This window comes from Paenibacillus sp. PsM32, from assembly GCF_030433815.1.
Taxonomy (GTDB): domain Bacteria; phylum Bacillota; class Bacilli; order Paenibacillales; family Paenibacillaceae; genus Saccharibacillus; species Saccharibacillus kyungheensis.
The window spans coordinates 199,496-223,868 of sequence record NZ_JARUWY010000006.1 but is presented as its reverse complement, the minus strand read 5'-3'; the positions used below and the strand labels follow the sequence as shown (position 1 = coordinate 223,868).

The window sequence follows — 24,373 nt, the reverse complement described above, 5'->3', positions numbered from 1 at the left end:
AGATCATAAATCACAAACACATATGCGCTATTTATCATAACAAGCCGGATACCATTATAACGCATATTCACAAATATCTTCCCCACCTTAAGACGGGGGAATCCACTAGACTATAGGCTAAAAGTTGAATATCACTCCTAATTTTCGCTATTCTGTAATAGATTATGCGCTAAAATATAGGTATAGTGAGGTTGTTGAACACTTTATAATTCAACAAGTAATCCCGATCCTCCCTTAGATTAAAGTTAGACTCGATAAATCTGATTAAGAAAGGAATGTCATATGTTTGCATACGTATGTCTCGCTGTTTTGTTTCTTTTTGTTATCCTAAGATTGTCTATGTACGCATTTAAACGCAAACGTGTCCCAACAGAAGATGAATTAGAAAAGCAGTTACTATCTACTATTAACCAAAGAAGCTAACAGATTCGCAGATTTACCCAATTCCTTGTTAGCAGACTCCTGAAGTTATTTATAAATACGATGTATAGTGAGTGATCTTAATCTATGACAACAACCAAAAAATCGATTCAATTACCGGTGCTTCATCGCACCCGGCGTGTATACGATAACTTACGAATATGCCGGAAATGTCAGAATTACACCGTTTTACCTGGTGATGCTTGTCCGGATTGTGGCAAGCAAGCACTTGTTCCTGTGACACAACATGCCCGTCTACGTGCTAAGCGCAAAATGATGAATGAGATTCTATTTGCTCTTCTTCTTACTATTATAGCGGTTGTCGTATCGAAAGAGGTCACTGAAATCGTTATTTCTGTGATCACAGGTGCAGTATGTATAGCGGTTCTTGTTTTGGTTCAACGCCGTATGATATCTAAAGAAACATTACGGCAGTTAGCACGCTTATTCAAAACAGATAGTAAAACGATCTATGAAGGCACTGTACGTGATCAATCAACAGCTGTAACGGCTGTACGTAGTGGTGAAGATGTCGAAGGATATCATATGTTACGTCAAGCAGCCGTTTTCGTGCATAATGATCGTCTACGACTGGCTCAATTGTCTTTATTGCAAAATTTCCGGTTGCGTAGTGATATGGATCTGGATCTAGATTCATTGATTGTGCAAGATTTTGATCCTTTATTAGCCGAATATATCGGTGAAATTGCCAAGATCAAACGCGAAATGGTGAAAGATCGAGCTATTCGTTATGTAATAGCGAACGAACCTCAGATTTTGAAATTAGAAAATGGAATGAATATTCTGGTCAGTGTAACTTCGGCAGCGGTACGAATGAAGCGTTATGTCACGATGTATCCGGGATTTGTTCGTCGTTACGCACGCTTTTTACCGAAAGACCGTTTTTTACGATTGTACCGGATGATCACCAGCGATCCTGCGCAAAAAGACAGTGCAATGGCAATAGACTTGGAAACTATTCGTCAAGAATTGTACAAAGGCGATTCTGATTTTGAGCCTGCTATTCCTGGAATTGGGATCTCATGAGTATTATTCGTTTATTTGCATTACGTAATCTGTTAATCGTAGCTTGCGCTATTGCAGCCGTACTAGCAGTCTATAAAGGGGTTCAAATTTCGCAAAAAATTCATGCTGTGCAAGAAGCAGATCGCTATTATGATCAGAAGCAATGGGTAGAAGCCGAAACCTTTTATCAAAAAGCGAATACCAACACATCGATTCAGTACCAGAATGAACATATTGCTAATCGTTTATTGCAATTATTGCCGATTACAGATTGGAAGCAGACAGTAAGTTCCAGTCAGCAACAGCTTCAATCTGCCGCCAGTACCCAACAATTTGAAGCTTATCTCACCGCTTATAAATTATGGCAACAACGTCTCAGTCAGCAACAACAAGCCGACAAAAGGTATACAGTTCAATACAAGCAAATTACGAATGAATCGAAGATCAATGATCAATTAAAGACCGATTTTCAAGCTTTTCGTGAATTGTTCGAAGCAGGGCTACAAAATAATCTACAAAAGCGCAATTACACCGATGAATCGGATAAATGGAATCTATTGCAGATTCCGGAAAAGTATCTAGCTGTTAAAAGCACACGCCAAGCTTATCTCAATACATTGTTCAAAACGTATGATCAGACCAAACTAACACGTCTGGCAGCCGCCGGTGATTTTACTGCTTTTCTAGAACAAGCACGCAGTACATGGGATGGTTATCAACAACATGATTGGAGTGCAACCTGGGTACTGACAGCGGCGCAAAATAATGCAGCCAAGATTCTTGCCACCGATATTGCAAATCAGCAGATTAATAACTTTGTCACTCATGCTCAAAGCTTTAATCAGTGGGTCACTACAGTCAATCTAAGTTCTTCTCCTGTGACAACCACGATCAATAATGAGATTAATTCATTACTTCGTGAAGCCAATAATATGGTGACAGCAGGTCAGTATCAACAAGCTCTCGATATTTACCAAGCGTTACAACCTGTCCAAGATACTACCAATCTGATAGCACAGACAAAAGTCGCATGGGCTTCCAGTGATCCGCTGTATGTGTTGCAAAGCTCTAATCCTTCAGTTGCGTATCAACATGTAGTTGGAGGCACTAACGGACTTAATGCAGATGTCTATGCATTAGCAACCGATGCTGAAAATCATCTCTATATTGGCAGAATGACAGCTAATGGTGATACCAGTATTCTGTCTGGAGAAATTGCACAACAAGCTTCTCAGATCCGTAGTCTAGCGATCGTGAATCAATTAGGGACACCTGATCAACCTGTGATCGAAATTCAATCCGAACCTACTACAGATCGTACAGCTACTTTTTCTTTTTATGCGGTTGAACCTAGTGGATTCCGTGCGTTGCTTTCTGTCGAAGCTGATGGATATACAATCGGTGACAATCAAACGATACAAGTACAAAATCCATCTGATTTAGAAAAAGGACAGACTGCTATCTATGCACGTAATGAAGATGGAGAGTACACACGTACCGAGACACAGAATGAATATACTTCAATTGATGGAAGTACATTAACAAGCTATCTTAATGAGCCTGTGTCATTTGAAGTCAATATCATATCTACTGATGCGGATGATCGAGGAGCGATTGCATTAGTCGGAGAGCAATATATTCGTCTTCGAGGAGAATTGAACTGGAGTACAGGTTCCTTCGTTGTCTCCGGTGTATTCCGAGGTGAATTTGAACCATTTACTAACACATTAGGATCTGGCGATTCCAATTCTACAGGTGAAAATAATACACCTACCGAAGAAAATGGAACAACAGAATCAACCGACGAAACAGGGCTATTACAAGAACCAGACTATGGAGTAGACGCTCCTGATGCTCCTGCCAATCTAGAATCCAATATCACGATCCCTGTATTTGAAGTCGAATCTCTGCAATAAGGTTTTAACTAGAGGCACAGTATTCAATAGTTGAAAACAAATCAAAAAGCTATCTATCACGAGTATATGTATACTCTAAATAAATAGCTTTTTGCTTTTGATCTTGCTGATTTTATTTGGTCGCAGAAGGAACAACATCTGCTGGAATCGGACATATATACGTCTCGCCTTGCAATCGCTCTTTCAGTTCTGCTTGTGCAGTTTGACGTAACTGAGGATTTTGCATAATTTCAATAGCAGTAGCCGCCATAATTTTACTGGCATATAACATACCTTTATGAGCAATAGAAGTTGCTCCTAACGTAACCCATTGCCAACTATGAGGCATCGTACCAATCGCAAAGCAAGCGGTTGTACACTGCACTGTAGGCGTAATCCAGCTTACATCTGATACATCGGTTGATCCGTATAACATGAGTCCATGCAGATATGGATTCACATGATCTGCTAACACTTTACCTTGAAGAGTGGCAGGCAGATGTGGACTGCCCTTTTTTTCTTGCGCTGTTAATGTATTTTGCACCGCAGTAGCCAATGCTAATTCTTCTGACGTATGTTCCGGAATCGGAAATTGAGCAAATTGGTCATACACAACCTGTTCTAGCGTGGTATTCGGAATAATATTTGAACATGCTTTATCAAATACAATCTCTACTTCTGTACCTGTCATCAACGCCGCGCCTTTAGCGATATCATGAACCCTTTCCATAATATCAGCGGCTTCTCGTACATGAGGCGCACGAATCAGATACAGCACTTCTGCATTCGCTTGTACCACATTAGGTGATAAACCACCGGTATGAGTCACTGCATAATGAATACGAGCTTCTTGAATAATATGTTCTCGCAAGTAATTCACACCAATATTCATCAGTTCTACCGCATCAAGCGCACTTCTTCCTAGATGCGGACTTGCAGCGGCATGAGCGCTTTTGCCTTTAAATTTATAATAAATCTGAAAGTTCGCCAGCGTATGAACCGACATCACACTATGATAATCCATAGGATGCCATGTGACTGCACTGTCCACATCGTCAAATAACCCTTCGCGCGCCATAAATGTTTTGCCAGAGCCGCCTTCTTCCGCAGGACAACCGTAATAACGAACCGTCCCGGCTAATCCATGTTGCTCCATATAATCTTTAACAGCAACCGCCGCCGCTAATGCACCTGTTCCAAGCAGATTATGACCACATCCATGACCATTGCCACCTGCCACGATCGCTTGTTCAGTTGCACTAGCTGATTGCTGACTAAGTCCGGATAATGCATCGTATTCCCCTAACAAAGCGATCACAGGTTGACCACTTCCATAACTGGCTATAAATGCAGTCTCAATACCGCCACTTCCACGCTCCACATGGAATCCTTCGTTCTCTAGAGCAAGGCATAACAATTCAGCAGATTGCTTTTCTTCAAAACGAGTCTCTGCATATTCCCAGATCTGATCACTAATCGCTGTCCATTTGTGTTGACGATCATCAATAGAGCGATGAATCGTATCGGTATTGATCATAATATTATCCTCCTAAGCCTACAAAAATCATAATAAGAATCAATTCCACCATATAACCGATCACGAGTAACATCGGAATACTGATAATTAAAAGAAACCGACGCATAGGCACAGTCACATCAGGTGCTTTGCTTATCCAGCGATACAATCCTCTCCATGCCAGAATCAGAGCAGGCACGATAGCCAAAATCCCCACTGTTATTACTGCTACATACAACGATTGTTGCTGAGCAGTACTCGCACCCTGTGTCATCAGATTTGATTTGCGAATCATCAGAAAAACCCAGACAGCCGCTACGATAATGTAATATAATTTGATCCCGTTACTAAATGAAATAAGCTTCTTATCCAACATGACTCCCCCTTTAATCTAGACTGTGGTTTGTTTGTTCAAGTGATGTTTCAGCAGAACCGTGCACTTGAGTTAAACGGTAAATTTTGCGTGGTCTCCCTCGTAGCGCTTGTAGCTCCTCGCCTTCTACCTCGGCAAGATGAATGTGACAAAGGCTACTCATAATCCGTTGGGCATTACGCACAGTCATAGACAAATGTTGAGCAAGTTGAGCGGTTGTGAAGCCATCCCAGTTCATCCGCTGTGTCAGTGCTTCGATTTTTTTGTACGTTTTGACACTGATATTAGCTTCGTTCAATTGAGACAATAATGCTCGATCTAGAGAACGAGAACTATAACTCCATTCTTCGATCTGCCCTACCGCTTCACGAATCACACCGTTATCTTGCACAATAATAATGTGTGAAGACGATTCTTGTTGTTTACTTTGCTGAAGAGCACGTAGCGCATGATTCTCCGCGGCTAACGCTGTGTCTCCATATCCTATTCCTACAGACACTTCCACTTCAATCTCCAAAGCAATCTGCTGGATACTATGATGCAGTCTCGATAATTCACGTTCAATCGCTCCGCGTGTGCTAAATATCTGGTAGCGTCCATTTCCTTTGTCCACCAGCACACCATCCATATGTTCACATAATTGCAAAAGTACGGTTTTAATCCGTAATTCAGCATACTGCAATCCATACGAAGTGGATTCGGTTAGCGAGCGATGATTAAGTAGATCGGCTTCGATCATATGAATCCCAATCTGAGTATCTTTAAAATAAGAACTTCTCGCTTGCTGAATCAGTAGCTTGGCGGCTTGCCGAATATCTTGCGAACTTGTCGTCAAACGATACACCGGAACTTCTTGTTCTTGCAGAGCAGCATAGACAAAATGCATACAGGTTAATGCCGCTACACTTTGCCCGCTTTTCCATTTATCCATATGAAATTGAATTAATGTCTCCGGTTCATCCGAGCCTTCAAATATATTGAGATACACTTGGTCGATCGGCAATCCTGCTTCAGCAAAAGACTCGTGCATATCCAAGTCTTCTGAACGAATAATATCGACCGAATAGCGGTGATCCCGAATATGATAATCCATATTCATTTGTAATAAAGCTTTGTATAATCCTGAACCAGCAGGCTTACAATAGGCTGTTAATTCATGTTCTTTCAAAAAAGGGCTTGCAACTGATAACGGAATAGGCCCAGAAAATAACCAGCCTTTGACTGTGGAACGATACTGTTCTAAGATTTGTGGAATTTCTCGTGGATGATTATAGACCATCGCCACAAATTCTACATCGTCCGCTAGATCCCGGGTCAGATTTAAAATACGTTCTACAGATGGGAGTGGCCCCACGATACCGAATCGATACGTCATCATCTTCTCCTTTGTCCTCACACTTGAATATACGTTACTTCTTATTATATCAAGTTCTATGGGCAAAAGAAGCTTGGACGATTTTAACGCAGAATACGCATCGCGATTCGGCGGAACCATTCGATTCCGATCGGTAATGCCGCTTCTTCAACATCAAACTTCGGATGATGATGCGGAGCAGGATTACTGCCGCCTATAATCATATAAGTCGCTTTACCGCCATTCTCTTGCACACGTCGTAACATATAACTGGCATCTTCACTACCAGTAGAATAAGCACTTTCTTCAGGAATTGTATGCACACCTTCGATACCGACCGCTTCTTCTCGGGCAATTTGTATCATATCTTCATCGCAAGTAATCGGTATAGCTCCACCTACTACTTCAACGTCATACTCCAATCCATGCATGCCTGCGCTATGTTCAATAATCGTACGCACACGTTGTTCAAGCTCACTATTCACCTCTTCGGATTCAGAGCGAGTCTCGATAATCATACGCGCATGTTCAGGAATAATATTGGCTGCTGTACCGCCTTCCAGTACCCCTACATTGATTCGTGTATCTCCTGTGCTGTATCGTGGAATACTATGAATATTAAGCAAAGCAGTTGCCGCTCCAAGCAGTGCATTCCGTCCTTTTTCCGGTGTTGCTCCTGCATGCGAAGCTACTCCTTGAAAATGGGCTGCTAATTTGGTCGTTGCTAGATACCCTGTTGTTCCTCCATGCAATTGACCGGTAGGCACTTCACAACCCAGATGAGCGCAAAATAGATAATCCACATCGTCCAATATCCCTTTTTCGACCATAGCATAAGCACCGCGTACTCCTTCTTCGGCTGGCTGAAAAATCAACTTGATCGTTCCCGCGAACTCTTGCTGGCTTAACGCTTCTGCAACACCCAGTCCGATCGTTGTATGACCATCATGCGCGCAAGCGTGCATATTCCCTGGAAAATGCGAGACAAATGTATGTTGTTGTGGAAAATGATCATCGTCTTTACTTTCTACAATAGGCAGTGCATCCATATCAAAACGAAAAGCCAGTGTCGGCCCTGAACGCTTTCCTGTTAAAGTACCGACGACCGCCGTATATCCACCACGCATATTATCTACAATATCGGGATCAACGCCATGTTCTAGTGCACGTTGATACGATTCTTCCAGTACTTTGTCGCTAGGTAATCCGCGCCGACTGTCTCCATCAATCGCATCTTGCCCGTAGATCACGTCATAACCTAACGATTTTAAAGTCTGTACAACAATCGAAGCTGTACGATATTCGGTAAATCCTAATTCAGGATGTTGATGCAAATCTCGGCGTAATTCAATGATGTTTAACATGCAAGTTCATCTCCTTGTTAAATGTACATCTTATATTTGAAGCATATACTAATCGATCTAATCGTTTGTTTATGAATCAGCTAATCGCGGATAAACACCCGGGCCAATCGGAAGCCCTAACATATACCAGACAATCAACATCAACGACCAGACGATCAGGAAAACAATCGGATACGGTAAAATAAGTGAATAATATGTGCCTAAACGTGCATTTTTCTGATATCGCTGTAAAAAGCCTAAAAACAATGGAAGGAATGGTGACATTGGAGCGAAAGGAATTACTGACGAATCAGCGATACGGAAGATCATTTGCGCAAATGCTGGATGATAACCGAGCAACATAAACATCGGTACAAATACAGGTGCCAGAATCGACCAGATCGCTGATCCACTGGCGATAAACATACATAGTAGAGCAGACAAGAACATCAATCCTAGAAAAGCAGGCATGCCTGTCATATTTGTTTTTTCTAATATATCAGTTAATCCTAAGGCAATAAATTTCCCCATATTACTCCAGTTGAAGAGAGCCACGAATTGAGATAGTGGAAAGACCATCACAATAAAGCCAGCCATGCCTTTCATCGGATCAATCAACAACAGTGGAATATCGCCTTGATTACGAATCTGCTTGGTTACAACACCATAAGTAACAGCAACCACAAAAAAGAAAATAATAATAATTGGCACAATACCAGACATAAATGGCGAAGGCACAATCGAACCTGTTTCTGGATTTCGAAGAATACCGTTGCTAGGCAAAATCAATAATAACATCACACCAATAAATACAATTGCCGCTATACCACTTGCAAGTAGACCTTTATTTTGAATAGGTGTCAAAGCTTCCATCTTGTCTTGATCGGTTCCTTGATATTTAGGCAATCGAGGTTCTACAAATTTATCGGTAACGATTGCTCCTGTAATCGTCAGCACAATAACCGATGTCGCCATAAAAAACCAGTTGTCCAATACACTGACACTAATCGTGCTGTTCACTGCTTTGGCCGCTTCTGTACTGATTCCAGATAGCAATACATCTGTCGTCACCACCAGTAAATTCGCTGTAAATCCAGAACCTACGCCTGCTATAGCCGCCATCAAGCCTGCAATCGGATGACGACCTACTGCTAGGAACATCAGCGCTCCCAGTGGAGGCATAATCACTAACGCTGCATCTGAAGAAATGTGACTGAAAAAGGCGATAAACAACACCATATAACTGGCATACTTGGCACTGACGCGAGACGCCATTTTCAACATTAACGCTTGTAACAGCCCTACTTTTTCTGCTAATCCTGCTCCTAATACCAGCGCCAGAATCGAACCTAAAGGCGTAAATCCGCTAAAATTTTTGATGATATTAGGTAGAATCCACTGAATGCCTTCTGCACTAAGCAAGTTTTTGACAACAACCGATTCTCCATTCGTCGGATCTTTTACCGACACATGCAACCACGACAAAATAGCTGTCGCTAACATCAAAATAATGATCAAATACACAAACAGTAAAAATGGATTAGGAATTTTATTACCGATCTTCTCGACCCATGTAAATATTTTTCCTGGACTTGACGGCGATTGTACTGGTGTTTGACTCACTAGCATTCCCTCCATTTTAAGATCATAATACGACATTTTCGTTTAATGCAGTATAAAAAAAATATGCACAGGATACAATAGATATGTAAGGTTTTTTAACAAAAATATTAATTTTTTTTATAAAAATGAGTTTTTCTGCATAAAAAAAGCCAAAAAGATCAAGAACAATGACAGCTAAGTTCTCAATCTTTTTGGCTTTAGATGATAAAATGTCTTTTTATGGTACGTTTTTATTTACGTTTGCGTGAATTCATTACAGCAACTCCGCCTAATATTAAGGCAATAATCGAAATAATCAATGTCGTTACTTGTAGACCATTACTGCTAGCCGGTTGTTCCATCGGCATCGTGTTCATATCATTTGAAGCCGCAGTATCTGTTGTTGTGCCTGTCGCTGGTGTGCTTTCCGTTGTAGTATCTGTTCCAGCCGCTTCATCTGTAGCTGTCGCAGTATCTTCGGTTGTTGCTGTATCGTGTCCGTCAGTTGTTGGAGCGGCAGGTGTTGTTGTAGCTGCATTTTCTGTAATCGTAGTAATCGAATGCGGAAGTTCGCTACCTTCTTTGCCTGTCCATTCAACTACGCTACCATCGCTATAGTATTGGTACGCATCCCATGCTAATTCGCCATCTTTAGCTGGATTTTCACCTACAAATACGAACTGTTGAAATTGACCTGCTTCAATCCCGCCACTTTCTGCTTCCCAAGTGATCGATGTAATTTCACCAGCATCATTTTTTTCAGTTGTTGTTTTCCAACCTGGTACAGGCTGATATTGTTTGAAAGATAAGTTTTCCGGTACTTTTAATGTTACTTTAGTCGTTGGCAAATCTTTTTCAGAAGGTACTTTGATCGTATACGTTTCCCAGGCGGAAGGCATCGATTGAGCAGGTTTGACAGTAACATGCGCACTTGCAATACTGCTAAATGTTAGTAATCCTGCGACCATAACTGCTGAACCGATTGTGATCATTTTGGTAAATACCGAGTTTTTTTTCATTCGTCATACTCCCTTTTTTATATATCATACAGGCATAATATAATCTGCCTGTTGTACCACAGCTTATTGGCCAATCCGTAGTGTAAATTCAGTATCAATCGTATCTAACGACTTGGTCAAAATATGAACTTTGACATGCCAGTTACCATTCATACTCACCATACCTGTTTTCTGATAGACTCCATCTTTGCCGTCACTGGCTGTAAGTAGAATTTCAGTAGGAGCCATCGCCATGTCCATATGATTCATCGTTAATGTAATTTGTTCGACATCTACAGGTTTGGCTTCATTTTTGTTTTTAACAGATACGATAAAATTATTGCTACCCATCTGCGCTTGAGGAACCTCTAATTTAATCTCATATCCATCGACTTCTTGTGTCTGTACGGTCTGCTTCGGTGTCGCTCCATTACTGATCGGAGCGGCTTGAGGAGAAAGATGCACCAGCGCCGCCGCTAGCATCAAGATCACAAAGCCAGTTAACACTTCCCACATCAAGTCTTTGCCAAGTTCTTCTTTTTGCTGTCTTCCTTTGACATAATTCATGGCACCGAATGCCGCCATTACAAGGAATAACAACATTTTTGCAAGTAGTGTCAACCCATAAGCGGTATTGAACAGCGCCATCAGATTAGGCAGATAAATAATACTTCCATAAATACCAGTAACCAATAAAGCCGCTACCGATATAATCGCCCACCATGAGAAGCGGCGCACAATACTCCAATATACTGTTTTGCGTTCTTCTCCTGTAAAAGGAGCTACAATACGCGGTACAAATACCGCCATCGCTACCAGTGCACCATTCCATACTAGAGCCGAGACCAAATGGATAAAATCAGCCGCAATCGCAATGCCTGCATACGGTTCTGCATAAGCATGTCCATCCAGTGATTTGGCGAGTAATTGTACAATCATCAAAGCAATTGCAATCATTCCGATAGTACGCTTCGCAGCAGTTGCAAGCTTGCTATGCACATACAAAGCTATCAGAATGACGATCAGTACAGCGGTGATCATTTGGATCAACCATACCTGACCGAAAGTCGTTTCACGGAATGTATTTCCTAATTCTGTTGTAGTCTGCATAACCGGAATATCTGCATTCCAGGCGATGCGTAGTGGCAATTGAACCAATAACGCAATCACTGTTAGTGCCATCCCTATCCATAAAAATAACGCATATCGACGCTGACGCATCCATGTTGTTGCTTCAGATGTACGTAAGCGAGCCGGTAATAAAAATAGTGATAAGGCAATCAATCCTAATACTAATGATTGACCGGTATATTGTAACCACCGCATTACAATCAATAATGGATTGACCGATTTACTATCTGGTAGTGTAGTTGGTGCATCTGACATTTTTTTGCCAGCACCGTCTCCGACTTGAAAAACAATTCCGCCTTCTACAGGATGTCCATCTCCTGAGACCGCTTTCCATGAAATATTGTAAATATCATCAGCAAGCTTTACCGGAATGTTTGCTTCTAATAGAGCTGCATTTTTACTATCAATAACAGCTTTGACTCCGTCTATTTTTTGACCGGACGAATCCATCAATACAATCTGATAATACGCAGGCTGTATCGATTCATTGAATAATAATGTGATTTTGTCAGGTGCTTTGTCTAGCACTTCATTTTGAGCAGGGAAAGATTGTTGCACATACGAATGAGCCGAAGTACTTTGTGGAAAGGATAATCCACTACAAATACTCAAAAGGACTAGCAATACAGGTAACAACAATCTCCGCTTGGTTATCGAAAAATAAAATGATGTATGATAAATATGATTCACCTACTTTATGTGAGATGCCTTCTATGAAGTCCGTTTTGTGCAATCACAATCTCTATAGTATCGAAGTGAGTACATTCTGAACATGACTATATAGGGCTATATCTGTTACAAATATGGCTTAAATTTGAAAAGATTATGGACGATAGAGCTGATCTGACGCTAATCCATGCTCAATCGCATATCTTGTCAATTGTACTCGATTTTCTAATTGCAATTTGTGTAGTAAATTTTTGAGATGATTTTTGACCGTTTGCTCTGAAATATTAAGCTCTGCCGCAATATCTCGATTGGTCAGCCCTGACGATACCCAGTGCAAAATTTCTCTTTCACGTGGTGTTAAAGTGTTCGCTACCGGATCATTTTGCGCTTTGGTCGATGGGAACTGTTGCAGAATACGCAGTGCAATCTCTTGACTAAGCCCTGCTTCATCCAGCACAACACTACGCAAATATTCCAACCACATTGAAGGTGGTAAGCTTTTGAGAATATATCCTTGTGCGCCTTGCTTAATCGCTTCGAATAGATGGGCGGCATCATCGGATACAGTCATCATAATAATTTTGATATAAGGAAATCTAAGTTTAATCAGACGAGTCGTTTCTAACCCATCCATCCCTTTCATTGAAATATCCATCAAAATCAGATCAGGCATCCATTGCTCGGTGAACTCCAATGCTTCCTGACCGCTTGTCGCTGTACCTACAATATTGAACATTGGATCTTCAGACAAAATTACACGCGTTGCTTCGCGTGCATGAGCATGATCATCGACGATTAAGACACGTACACTATTCATCACGATTACCTCCTTTGATGATAAATAAAGTTCGCTCTTGTTGACGTTGCAAAGCAAATGCCCATCCTCTCCACTGTGCACGTTCAGCCGTAATTTTCAAGCCAAATCGACCGGGCAATTGCAAAGACTGTTCATGAAATCCTTCTCCATCATCTTCAATCACAATCTGCCAGCCATTCTCGTTGCCTTCACTATGTATCCAGACCTGCTGAGCATGCGCATGTTTGTGAATATTCAATAACCCTTCTCTTATACAAGCTAATAGTTCTGCTTGTTCTTCAGGTTGGATATATTGATCGTCTAACTTCCAATCTAATTCTGTTTTTACACCAGCTAACGGAATCATTTCCCAGACACGATAAGCAAGTGACACTTCTTCTGTTGCTCCACTACGAGGAACATGCTTCAGATCAGCAATCGCTTGTCGTACATCGTGATTGGCTTCACTTACTGTGCGACTGATATCGTTAAGCGTTTCTTGTACATGTGGATCATCATACATCCGTTTCGCTCGATCTAACTTTACGCCGAGTAAAAACAAAGATTGAGCTACTCCATCATGCAGTTCTCCAGCAAGCAACTGACGTTCTTCCAATTTTCCTTTGACGATCCGCTCTTGATCGAGCGCTGCACGCGTATTTTCTAACATATCAAATAATTGCCGTAGCAAAGTAACACTGACCACATAAATAATAACCGGTGATAACCAATTACCCACTTCCATCGAGAGATACGGCATTAGAAATTGATGACGAATATATTCCCATAAGCCAATCGTTACTGTAGGTAAAAATAAAATGATCCATTTAATTTTGGTATACGACATATAACTCTCCTTTACTTACGTAAAAATTGATCTTTGCGATCACTATTGTACGTGTTTGCAAAGGATTATGACATATCTCACGTATGGACATCATGTGAACATATCGAAATATATACTTATTTTTAATAAAAATTGAATAATTCATTTGCAATTGACTGTATTAATGTTTACAATAAATTTATGATAATGATTATCATTCCTAGTCAACTGATAATGAAATGATAATATAGATGTTGATGGAGCACAGTAACCTATTTTAACTTCAAAGGAGCCGGAATCTCGATGAACGTAATGACACAGAAGACTTCACTACAAGTAGATGATTATCTGGATCTTCTCAACCTTGCCGTACGTATTGGCGATCTTAAATGGCAAAAAGAAATTATTCGTAAATTAGAATATATGAAACATAGCCAGACTCCTTCTAGAACACGCGCATAGTTTGTTAAGAATCAAAAAGTATCCTTTTTACTGAGAATAAAGATCATATGAATGATCTTGTTATACTATATATAAGGAAGATTGGAATGGTTGAATCTATCACCACAATCTGTTCCTCAAACCGATACTTCATATGTGAAGATGTCGGTTTTTTTATGCACAAAAAAAGCCTGCTAGGACAAAATCCTGCCAGGCTTTTACTATATATTCAATTCATTGATCATGTCGTTTATATTTATAGCTTACATTATAGTGGATTACAATTTTATAACAGTGCTTCGATATCTTCTTCCATATCCAAAGGATCAGTTGTCGATTCAAAACGTTTAACCACTTCACCGTTACGATCGATTAGGAATTTAGTAAAGTTCCATTTGATTGAATCGCCTGGCAAATATTCTGGATGCTTCTCGTTCAGCAATTGTACCATCAATTTAGATACCGAATGATTCATATTAAATCCTTCAAATGACTTCTGTTCTACCAAATACTTGAACAATGGATGAGCATTTTGATCACGCACATCTACTTTTTGGAACATTGGGAACGATACACCGTAATTCAACATACAAAATGCTTCTACTTTATCATTACCATCAGGCTCTTGATCTGCAAATTGGTTACAAGGAAAGCCTAAAATCACTAAACCTTTTTCTTTATAACGATCATACAACTTTTGTAAATCTTCATATTGGAATGTAAAACCACATTGACTTGCTGTATTTACGACTAAGATAACTTGATCTTTATATTCTTCTAATGATACTTCTTTACCATTCATAGCTCTTGCAGAAAATTGATAAACACTCATGTTGGCTCTCCCTTTGTGTTGGACACGTGTAATAAGTCTCACTACTATATAATTATAACCAATATTTTGTCGAATAAACACACATTCATTAAAATTTAAAAATATTTTTAGTTCTTTAAGACTATACTGATAAAAGACCAGCCACATGATGATCATGGCTGGTCTTTTATCAGTATTTGATTGATTTATGCCTCGTGTTCTTCATCCATAAATGGCTTATTAACATAATAGTACATCGTCGACATAAAGATCGCTCCGCCGATCAAATTCCCGAGTGTTACCGGAATAAGATTATGAATAACCCCTGCAAAATTAATAGTAGATGGATGATCGACTACTAGAGCAATCGCAAATGTACACATATTCGCGATACTGTGCTCATATCCCGAAATAAAGAAACAAAATACGAATAACATCATAGCAAATAGTTTGGCGCCATCGCCTTTCAAGCCCATCGGAATAAAGAAAGCCAGACAGACAAGCCAGTTACACAAAATAGCGCGGAAAAACAATTGCATCGTAGGCGCTTCCATTTTGTGCTGAACAACATTTAACAGAAAAGCATTGACCGAATGATCTGCATATAATCCTGTTAAAAAAATCAGCAACGCAAATGCACATGCCCCGAGTATATTCCCAAAATAACTTGTGATCCACATCCTGATCACATCTAACCACTTCAGCTTACGCCGTATCGCCGCGTAGGAGTAGTAGAAGGTATCTCCTGTAAATAAGTCTCCACCGCCATAAGAGATCAATATGATCGCCGCTCCGAACGTTAACGCAGCCATCGGGTACGCCATAGGAGATTCAACTGCATAAAAGAAGTTCCCTGTTTTGAATGCGACAATAACGCCAAATCCGATAAACATACTGGCAAGCATCGAACGCGATAAATAACGAAGCTTGCTTTGTTTGTAGATCCGATTTTTTTCAAGTGCTAACTTTTCGACCTGTCGTAGTGATTGTACTTCCATAATTCACCGTCCTCGTTATTAGAATTTGTTCGATGTGCTGTTGATCATAGACATTATAATCTTCTTTACACCATTGTTCTGATGTTGAATAGGTCTTTTTGCTACAAGACGTCCCCTTTTGCGATGTGTTTTTAGTTATAGACAATCTGACCGTTACTGTATCACAGGTTAATTATTTGGAAAAGAGGTTATAATGTATATCATAGATTTATATGTAAATTTATACTGTGTATAAAGATTTATACTAGAATAGTACTAGAAAAAATAGTAAATTTACAGCTATAGGAAATTAAGTAGGACATAGTTCCTATTTATCGACAAATTGTGACTAAAGTAGTATTTGCTATAACATTTGAAAATAATTCTACCGAAATGATAGTATAGACATTAACAGACACATATTGGACACATCATTTTTCAGTAAACAATGACCTTTAACCTAATTCAAAGGTCTTGATCATATATATATTTTTTCCCTTATGTATCAACACTTTATTGGACTGTCGTTATAGTTCGTTCATAAATTTGTCAAAATTTAATCCGAATTTAAGGTAATTAATGTGAAAAAGTGTTAATGTAAATTTACAATTAATAATAAGAGGTGACCGAAAATGACAAACACAAGTAAAGTACAACAACTTCGTGATATGCTTCCAAAAGACCAACAATCTATCACTCGGTATGTAGAGCACGCATTAGAATCTATTGATGAATTGGTTGAAAAACACCGCCAATATACAGCTTCTCTAGCAATCTACGGTGACAAAATCAACGGTAACGAAGAACGCGTATATCGTGATACAATCGCTGAGATCAAAGCACAATTGGTAGAAACATTGGAAAGAACAGTAGAAGACTTCACACACAAAGGCGACAAACACTGGCAGAACAATTACAAAGACGGTATTGTATAAGATACAGCTTTTACAATAAATTTATCATTATTTTTCTATACAAAAAGAACCGCAGCCCGGATCGCTGCGGTTCTTTTTGTTGTGTTCAGTTATCCAAAGTGATCAATAATACGGTGCCATCATGAGATATACGATAACACCTGTAGAACTTACATATAACCAGATTGGCATTGTCCAACGTACAATTTTTTTGTGTTTTGCAATCTGCATCGTCCATCCCCATACCAGAGCAAACAAAGCAAGCGGTACAATAATCGCAGCTAAGAAACTATGTGTAATCAGGATAAAGAAATAAATAGGACGCACAATACCTACGCCACCAAATTTAGCGGTTTCTGGTGATAGATAATGAAACGTTAGATAAGTGACTAGAAATAACAATGTCGATGAAAAAGCCGCTAAAATAAAGCCGCGATGGACTTTAATATTTTTTCTCAAAATCGCTATTAAAGCTGCTACTAGAAAAATAAAGGTAAAGCTGTTAAAGATCGCATTCATTCGTGGCAATAACGTAATATCAAAATCAACTGTACCTTTGTAACCTATTGCTGGTGAGAAAAATAACAACAAAATAATAACGTTAGCAATAACGGATACAGTAATAATAATTCCGGCAAAGTTTTTATTCGTTTTTGGTGTTGCCACATTAGGCTGTGTATTTTTATCCATGCAGACGCTCCCCATCTTTCAAGTTCATACTCTCATTATAGTTTTATATTGGAGTTGAGGGTAAGCCCTTTGGTGACAACAGTTTGAACATTTTGAGGTTGTTTGGATTTTATACGTCTTTACGCCAGATATCGTGATAATCTTTATTGCGTTTGAATAATGCTAATGCATAAGAACAAGCAGGGACAACTGTTTTTCCTTGCTTGCGAGCGATATCGACTGCTCTTTTCACCAGGTCTTGACCTACTTTTTGCCCGCGTAATTCTTCAGACACAAAAGTATGATCGATACTTATCGATTGCTCATCATAATCACTAAATCCTATTTCAGCTTTCGTCTCACCATCTATTTGCAATGCTAACCCTTGTTCTGTCTCGATTACTTTTTCCATTCGTATAATCTCCTTTTTTGCATGAACCTGCAAATATATTTTAAATGAATACTTCTTATAGTTTTATCCCCTTTATTCCTGATCCAGAAACAAGTCTGCTATCAACGACATAATGTGGAAATATGAAGAAAATGTATTAAAAATATTTATTTTTTTTAATTTTTGGTACAAAAGTTTTAATTTCCTATTAAGAATTATCATATAGTGTCGAAATATATATCATGTTTACATTATGCATTTGGGAGGTTTGGGTATGCAGTGGTTTCGGAATTTGAGGACGGCAACAAAAATTATCTCTGCTTTTTTAATTATTACCTTAATCTTTGTTAGTTTCGGATTATACAGTTTGCAAAATTTAAAAGATCTGAACAACAAAGCTAAGAATATGTATAGCCATAATCTCGTAGCAGTAAAAGATTTATCGCAAATCGAAGTCTATTATCAGCGATTGCGTGTAGCTGTGCGGGATGTGAGTACAGCACAGACAACCGAGAAAAAATTAGCCTTACTGACCAAAATGAAAGATTTCCAGACGAATATGGAAAGTTTGGCTCAAACATATGGCAATTCAATCACTACTGAAAAAGAAAAAGCGAATCTGGATAAATTTAATCAAACATACAAAGATTACTTAGTCTTATACGAAGAAGCTACACGATTAGCACAGGCTAATAATCTAACTGTTTTTAACAACTACAAAGACAACACACTAAAACCTGTAGGCGATCAGGTGGCTGATGCCATCGCCGTAATGATCGATAACAATTCGAATCTTGCTCAACAAGCCAGTCAAGAGATTGAAGACAGCTATGTTGCTTGTGTCAAAATCACTATTATTTCTCTGATTCTGGTTACGTTATTTAGTATTTTGCTAGGTTCTATAATCTCGCGCAGTATTTCTTCTCCACTACGTAAGCTTACGGATTTAATCTCCAAGTATGCTAAAGGCGATCTTAGTGAAAGTTTGGAAAATAAAAATAAAGATGAAGTTGGACAGTTATCTACATCGGTTCACACGATGGCTACCAATCTACGCCAATTGATCGAACGGATTACTTTATCTTCAGAAAATGTAGCGGCTTCTTCACAAGAAATATCAGCAAGTACAGAGCAGATTGCGAACACCAGCAATACGCAAGCTGAATCTGCTTCAATGATTACCGAATTGTTTAAAGAGCTCTCTGCGGCTATTGATTCTGTGGCTGTAAGTGCAAGCGGTGCGGCTGAATTATCTAACCTTACAGTAGATATGGCTGAACAAGGCAAACAAATTGTCAGCGAGTCTAAAGTGTCGATGAATGAAGTCAGTAATTCTATGAATAAATTAGAAGATGATTCTCAGCGTATCGGTGAAATCATTAGTGTTATCGACGATATTGCGAATCAGACGAATCTACTTGCACTAAATGCCGCTATTGAAGCTGCTCGTGCAGGTGATCAAGGGAAAGGATTCGCTGTTGTTGCCGACGAAGTGCGTAAATTAGCTGAACGTAGTATTGATGCTACCAAGCAAATTGCTACGATTATCAAAGTGATGCAAAAAAATACGCAGTCCAGTGTCAAAGCAGTGACTCACAGTGTAACTCAATCTGCTCATACTGAAGAAGCATTCCAAAAAATTGTGAATGTAGTAAACGACTCTGCTATTAAAGTCAATGAAATTGCGGCGGCTTGCGAAGAAGAAGCTGCTCAAGCTAATGAAGTTATGTTTGCTGTAGAATCAATTGCCGCAGCCAGTCAAGAATCTGCTGCCGCTTCTGAAGAAACAGCCGCTACTTCTCACTCGTTAGCCCAATTAGCCGAAGAGCTTAATACTGCTGCTTCTGTGTTCAAAGTATAATCAATCATTAATATCCGCAATACTATACAAAAGCCAGTCATCTTCAAGTCTGAATACATATCAGATACGAAGACAACTGGCTTTTGTTGTTGTTCTTTATGATGATTATCCTTCTTGACCACCTTGAAATAATGTCTCATCTTGCGGAAGTTGTTCTTTCTTTTGATTCTCAGCAGCCAATACTTCGGTAGCATCATCTTGAGGACGATAACCAATCTCTTCTGCTAAATAATCAATATTATAATAATTATCTGTATTCGCTGATGTACCGTACAGATTCATATATTTGCGCTCTGCTGGTGCTTCTATACAACATTTCACCAACTGAAGTAGATCACGTTCAGAGATCCAGATATGGGTAGCACGTTCTGAATGAGGTCGATCATCACCAGGAAAATTCCCAATACGAATATTGAAAGAAGAAAGATGATTTTGATCGCTATACAAACGCCCTAACAATTCAATATAACATTTACTCAACCCATAAATACTATCAGGGCGATACGGATCATTTACATCTATCGTTTCTCCTACTTGATAGAAGCCTGTAGAATGATTCGAACTTGCGAAAATAATCCGTTTAACGCCATTTTGTTTGGCGGCTTCAAACAAATGATAAGCACCGGTTACATTGACAGGTAAAGCCACGCCCAAAAAGTCATCTTCATCTTTTTGCCAGGCTATATGCAATATCGTATCAATCCCTACCGTTTTTTGTTTGATTTGCTCTGCATCAGTAATATCTAATGGTTGTATCCCTTGTGCTGTATCGCCTTCAATATCTGTTGCCAGTACATCATATTCTTGTTGTAACCCTTGATAAAGACTCTTCCCAATCACACCACTTGCGCCTGTTATTAATAGTTTGCGCTTCATGTGACTCCTCCTTTATTCGGATTGCTGAATATATTTAGCATATTGTTGTAATGCACGATCAATATCGGGAAAGCGTAATGGTTTACTAATAAAGTCTTGCATACCTGCGTCCAAACACATTTGACGATCTTCCATTCGTGCAAAAGCAGTCACCGCAATAATCACCGGTTGCTCTTGTTCGGTTAGACGCTCCCGGATATTACGTGTAGCTTCAATACCATCCATCTCAGGCATTTGTATATCCATAAATATAATATCGTAAGGATGAGCGATAGCCGCCGATAATGCTTCACGTCCATTATTCGCTACATCTGCTTGATAACCAATCTTTTTCAGAATCTCTACCATTAATTTCTGATTAACGGGATGATCTTCTGCCAGTAGAATCCGTAAAGGGCCATACTTAAATTCAGGCATCATATAACGGTTCTGCTGTTCGCTATTTGTCCCTATAGCTTCAATAGCTTTCGGTTCTTCAAATGGTTTGAAAGGAACTACAAAACGGAATGTTGCTCCTTGCCCTTCTTCACTATCTACATCGATCGAACCACCCATCAGCTCGATCAGCTTTTTACAAATAGCTAGACCTAGACCTGTTCCTCCATACTTACGGTTGATGGCAGGATGAAGCTGAGAAAACGATTGGAACAGTTTATCCTGTTTGTCAGAAGATATACCGATTCCGGTATCTTTGATCTCAAACTCCAAAATACATTCTCCTGTCGAGCGCATATCTAATAGCGAAATCGACAATCGTACACTTCCTTGATCGGTAAATTTAATCGCATTACTAACCAAGTTAACCAACACTTGTCGCAAGCGAGACGCATCGCCGACGACTGAAGCAGGTACGCGGTTATCGACATGATAAGTTAACTGAATATCTTTTTCAGCAGCGCGAGAAGTGAATAGATCCAGTACACTATCGACTAACATCACTAGATCAATCGGTTCATGATCCAGCACCATTTTACCGGCTTCTATTTTACTGAAATCTAAAATCTCATTCAGAATATGCAGTAATGCATCACTGCTGTCTTTAATAATTTCGGTATAGCTCAATTGTTCTTCATCCAGTGGTGTATCTGCTAGCAAGCCTGTCATCCCTATAATCCCATTCATCGGTGTCCGAATCTCATGACTCATAATAGCCAAAAATTCAGACTTCGCACGATCGGCACGTTCCGCTAATTCTTTGGCACGAATAATCTGCTTTTCATTCGTAATATCATTAAATACAATAACAGCACCTTTGCGCTTACCTCGATCCCAGATCGGTGTAATACGGTACGATACGAGAAAGCTGGAACCATCTTTACGCCAGAAAATCGCTTCCTGTTCTTCATGAAAACAACCTTCTAATAGAGCAACATAGATCGGATTTTCTTTTGCTACATACGGCCCTCCATCTGGATGAGCTAGCTGGAACATATCCAGCAGATGTTTACCAATCAACTCACGTGCATGGAAGCCTAACATCCGCGTTGCCGCCGGATTAATAAAGGTAGCAACGCCTTCATTGTCCAGACCGAAGATACCTTCAGAGACTGAATTTAGAATCAGTGTATACTCATTGCTCAATTTCTCGATCTGTTCAATATACCTTCTCATTTCAGTAATATCTGTCGCTATACCGTAGACACCTACAATTTGCTTATCTACCACAATCGGCACATTCACCAGACTGATAGCGCGCCGATCTCCATTTTTCAAAATAATCTGAGATTCATATGTCTGCGGTTTTCCTTTTAAAGCCAGTTCAAAATGTTCCGCTGTATCATAAATATTTTCAGGAGCGACCAGCGGTTCAAAAGGCATACCGATCAGTTCGGCTTCTGTACGTTCTAGTAATTTTTCCATATTAGAATTAACAGTGGTATAACGTCCATTCACATCAAATGAAAATACCCCTGCTGGATTATATTCAAATAACGATTTGTACCGTTGTTCGCTTTCTTCAATTAACAAAGCCGCCTGTCTGCGCTCATTAATATCACGCGCGATCGACACCATCTCTTGAATATTGCCATGTTCATCGTATACATAGCGACCGGACAACTCCATCCATACGTAGCTACCTGATTTGTGGCGCTGACGATACGTAATCGGTTGAGGCTGTTCTCCTTGCAGATTCAGGGTCATATACTGTTTGATATCACTTACATCATCAGGATGAATATACTCTATCGCCGGTGTTCCTTCTAACTCATCCGGCTGATAACCCAGAATAGAATAACAAGCTGGAGAACAATACAGATACGTAGTATCTTCTACAGAATTACGTGATATAAAATCTAGCGATTGCTCTGAGATCAAGCGATAATTACGTTCACTATCTTTGAGACGTTCTTCCATACGTGTGCGCTCTGTAATATCCTGAGTCATCCCAATAATATGAATCGGTTGACCTCGATCATCAAGTGCTGCACTCCAGTGAGACTGCAAATATTTCATCGTACCATCGGCTAAAATAATCCGGTAAATATGTTCGCCACCTTCACCAGTAAGCATCGTGTAACGAATCGCTTTACGGAAATCCGGTAGATCTTCAGGATGGATCATTTTCAAAATATCTTCGCTATAAGGCTCTTCCGCTCTAAACGCATATCCAAACAAACGTCTTGTTTCTTCTGCAAAACTAAAGGAGCCATTCGAAATATCCCAGTCCCATGCTCCAATATGCGCGATGCGCTGAGCTTCAACCAATCGATCTTCATTCTTTTTGCGTTCATTCACATCACGTCCAACACCTAGAACTTTCTCGATCTCTCCTTGATCATTGCGTACTACTTGAAATAAAATCTCAAACCACAAATAATGACCTTTTTTATGTTTAAGACGACGGGTCATCGTACCCCATTCTAGATACGTATTCCCACTATTTTTCATTTGTAATGCATCATCAGGATGATAATATTGCATTCGATCTTGCCCGATCATTTCTTCAGGATGATAGCCTAGCACAGCATAAAATGAATCTGATACATAACGCAATATCCCATCCGGCGTACTATATGAAATCAAATCGCGCGCATTCTCAGTAATTAAAGTATATAAATCTTCATTCTCCGCAATAATCATCTCATGTTCTTTTTGCGAAGTAATATCCTGAAATTGAGCAATATAATATAAAGGTTGATGCTGCATATCATAAATAATCGAAATATCGATAGAAGTCCAGATTAAATGACCTTTTTTGTGCAAATACCGATGTTCTGTATGATATTGTTCGGATTGGTTTTCTTTCATTTGTGCATATATACTTTGATATCCGATTTGGAATTGATCTTCCAAACAAGTAATATTTTCTTCACGCATCCGGCACATTTCTTTTTCAGAGTAACCAAGCATTTTACAAAAAGCAGGGTTCACCTGTAACCAAGCTCCATCTTTAGGTGAAATAACAGCAATCCCAAAAGGAGACATACGATATATATGTTCATAAATCAATTGATTTTGTTCTGAATGGTTAATCACTGTATTC

The 24,373-nt window shown here is 39.5% G+C and carries 20 protein-coding genes; 5 read left to right on the top strand and 15 right to left on the bottom strand.

Features of this window, described 5'->3' with window-relative positions:
* The first annotated feature begins 507 nt into the window (after positions 1 to 507).
* On the top strand, positions 508 to 1,467 hold the full coding sequence (locus QCD85_RS13955) for a hypothetical protein (RefSeq protein WP_301262985.1): 960 nt from the start codon (positions 508 to 510) through the stop codon (positions 1,465 to 1,467).
* The gene (locus tag QCD85_RS13950; RefSeq protein ID WP_301262984.1) at positions 1,464 to 3,362 is read left to right on the top strand and encodes a hypothetical protein; all 1,899 of its coding nucleotides are present in this window, start codon (positions 1,464 to 1,466) and stop codon (positions 3,360 to 3,362) included. The genes QCD85_RS13955 and QCD85_RS13950 overlap by 4 nt, the downstream gene beginning before the upstream one ends.
* Positions 3,363 to 3,474: 112 nt before the next feature.
* On the opposite strand, the gene QCD85_RS13945 is transcribed toward QCD85_RS13950, so the two are convergent.
* The 9 genes from QCD85_RS13945 to QCD85_RS13905 form a co-directional block, all read right to left on the bottom strand.
* On the bottom strand, positions 3,475 to 4,878 hold the full coding sequence (locus QCD85_RS13945; protein WP_301262983.1) for a M20 family metallopeptidase: 1,404 nt from the start codon (positions 4,876 to 4,878) through the stop codon (positions 3,475 to 3,477).
* Positions 4,879 to 4,882: 4 nt separating this feature from the next.
* The gene (locus QCD85_RS13940) at positions 4,883 to 5,230 is read right to left on the bottom strand and encodes a hypothetical protein (RefSeq protein WP_273614567.1); all 348 of its coding nucleotides are present in this window, start codon (positions 5,228 to 5,230) and stop codon (positions 4,883 to 4,885) included.
* A 13-nt stretch (positions 5,231 to 5,243) separates the two neighbouring features.
* The gene (locus QCD85_RS13935) at positions 5,244 to 6,605 is read right to left on the bottom strand and encodes a hypothetical protein (protein ID WP_301262982.1); all 1,362 of its coding nucleotides are present in this window, start codon (positions 6,603 to 6,605) and stop codon (positions 5,244 to 5,246) included.
* An 83-nt stretch (positions 6,606 to 6,688) separates the two neighbouring features.
* Positions 6,689 to 7,948 carry an amidohydrolase gene (locus QCD85_RS13930; RefSeq protein WP_301262981.1) on the bottom strand — a complete coding sequence of 420 codons (1,260 nt, stop codon included), beginning with the start codon at positions 7,946 to 7,948 and terminating at the stop codon, positions 6,689 to 6,691.
* A gap of 69 nt (positions 7,949 to 8,017) precedes the next feature.
* The gene (abgT, locus tag QCD85_RS13925) at positions 8,018 to 9,550 is read right to left on the bottom strand and encodes a p-aminobenzoyl-glutamate transporter (RefSeq protein WP_301262980.1); all 1,533 of its coding nucleotides are present in this window, start codon (positions 9,548 to 9,550) and stop codon (positions 8,018 to 8,020) included.
* Between the two features lie 230 nt (positions 9,551 to 9,780).
* Entirely contained in the window at positions 9,781 to 10,548 is a 768-nt protein-coding gene (locus QCD85_RS13920) for a YcnI family copper-binding membrane protein (protein ID WP_301262979.1), read from the bottom strand.
* A gap of 63 nt (positions 10,549 to 10,611) precedes the next feature.
* Complete coding sequence (locus QCD85_RS13915) at positions 10,612 to 12,294, bottom strand: copper resistance CopC/CopD family protein (RefSeq protein WP_301262978.1); 1,683 nt, start codon at positions 12,292 to 12,294, stop codon at positions 10,612 to 10,614.
* 187 nt (positions 12,295 to 12,481) lie between these two features.
* Entirely contained in the window at positions 12,482 to 13,144 is a 663-nt protein-coding gene (locus tag QCD85_RS13910; RefSeq protein WP_204826391.1) for a response regulator, read from the bottom strand.
* A complete protein-coding gene (locus tag QCD85_RS13905; protein WP_273614560.1) occupies positions 13,137 to 13,970 on the bottom strand; it encodes a sensor histidine kinase in 834 nt (277 codons plus the stop codon). Before QCD85_RS13905 ends, QCD85_RS13910 begins: the two co-directional genes overlap by 8 nt.
* A 282-nt stretch (positions 13,971 to 14,252) precedes the next feature.
* Between QCD85_RS13905 and QCD85_RS13900 the strand changes: the two genes are divergently transcribed.
* Complete coding sequence (locus QCD85_RS13900; RefSeq protein ID WP_204826389.1) at positions 14,253 to 14,411, top strand: hypothetical protein; 159 nt, start codon at positions 14,253 to 14,255, stop codon at positions 14,409 to 14,411.
* Between the two features lie 265 nt (positions 14,412 to 14,676).
* Here the strand turns inward: QCD85_RS13900 and QCD85_RS13895 are convergent, their stop codons facing one another.
* Positions 14,677 to 15,222, bottom strand: a complete 546-nt coding sequence (locus QCD85_RS13895) for a glutathione peroxidase (RefSeq protein WP_273614559.1) — start codon at positions 15,220 to 15,222, stop codon at positions 14,677 to 14,679.
* Positions 15,223 to 15,407: 185 nt separating this feature from the next.
* Entirely contained in the window at positions 15,408 to 16,199 is a 792-nt protein-coding gene (locus QCD85_RS13890; protein WP_273614558.1) for a formate/nitrite transporter family protein, read from the bottom strand.
* 611 nt (positions 16,200 to 16,810) lie between these two features.
* On the opposite strand from QCD85_RS13890, the gene QCD85_RS13885 reads away from it, so the two are divergent.
* Entirely contained in the window at positions 16,811 to 17,113 is a 303-nt protein-coding gene (locus QCD85_RS13885) for a hypothetical protein (protein ID WP_273614557.1), read from the top strand.
* Between the two features lie 102 nt (positions 17,114 to 17,215).
* Here QCD85_RS13885 and QCD85_RS13880 read toward each other — a convergent pair whose 3' ends face one another.
* Entirely contained in the window at positions 17,216 to 17,782 is a 567-nt protein-coding gene (locus QCD85_RS13880; RefSeq protein WP_273614556.1) for a DUF420 domain-containing protein, read from the bottom strand.
* Positions 17,783 to 17,891: 109 nt separating this feature from the next.
* Entirely contained in the window at positions 17,892 to 18,173 is a 282-nt protein-coding gene (locus QCD85_RS13875; RefSeq protein ID WP_273614555.1) for a GNAT family N-acetyltransferase, read from the bottom strand.
* Between the two features lie 232 nt (positions 18,174 to 18,405).
* Between QCD85_RS13875 and QCD85_RS13870 the strand changes: the two genes are divergently transcribed.
* Positions 18,406 to 20,013 carry a methyl-accepting chemotaxis protein gene (locus QCD85_RS13870; RefSeq protein WP_367317650.1) on the top strand — a complete coding sequence of 536 codons (1,608 nt, stop codon included), beginning with the start codon at positions 18,406 to 18,408 and terminating at the stop codon, positions 20,011 to 20,013.
* 105 nt (positions 20,014 to 20,118) lie between these two features.
* Here the strand turns inward: QCD85_RS13870 and QCD85_RS13865 are convergent, their stop codons facing one another.
* Both QCD85_RS13865 and QCD85_RS13860 read right to left on the bottom strand, forming a co-directional pair.
* Positions 20,119 to 20,889 (bottom strand): NAD-dependent epimerase/dehydratase family protein, encoded by a 771-nt coding sequence (locus QCD85_RS13865; RefSeq protein ID WP_273614553.1) that lies wholly within the window; start codon positions 20,887 to 20,889, stop codon positions 20,119 to 20,121.
* A gap of 12 nt (positions 20,890 to 20,901) precedes the next feature.
* Positions 20,902 to 24,366, bottom strand: a complete 3,465-nt coding sequence (locus QCD85_RS13860; RefSeq protein ID WP_301262976.1) for a PAS domain S-box protein — start codon at positions 24,364 to 24,366, stop codon at positions 20,902 to 20,904.
* Positions 24,367 to 24,373: the final 7 nt, after the last annotated feature.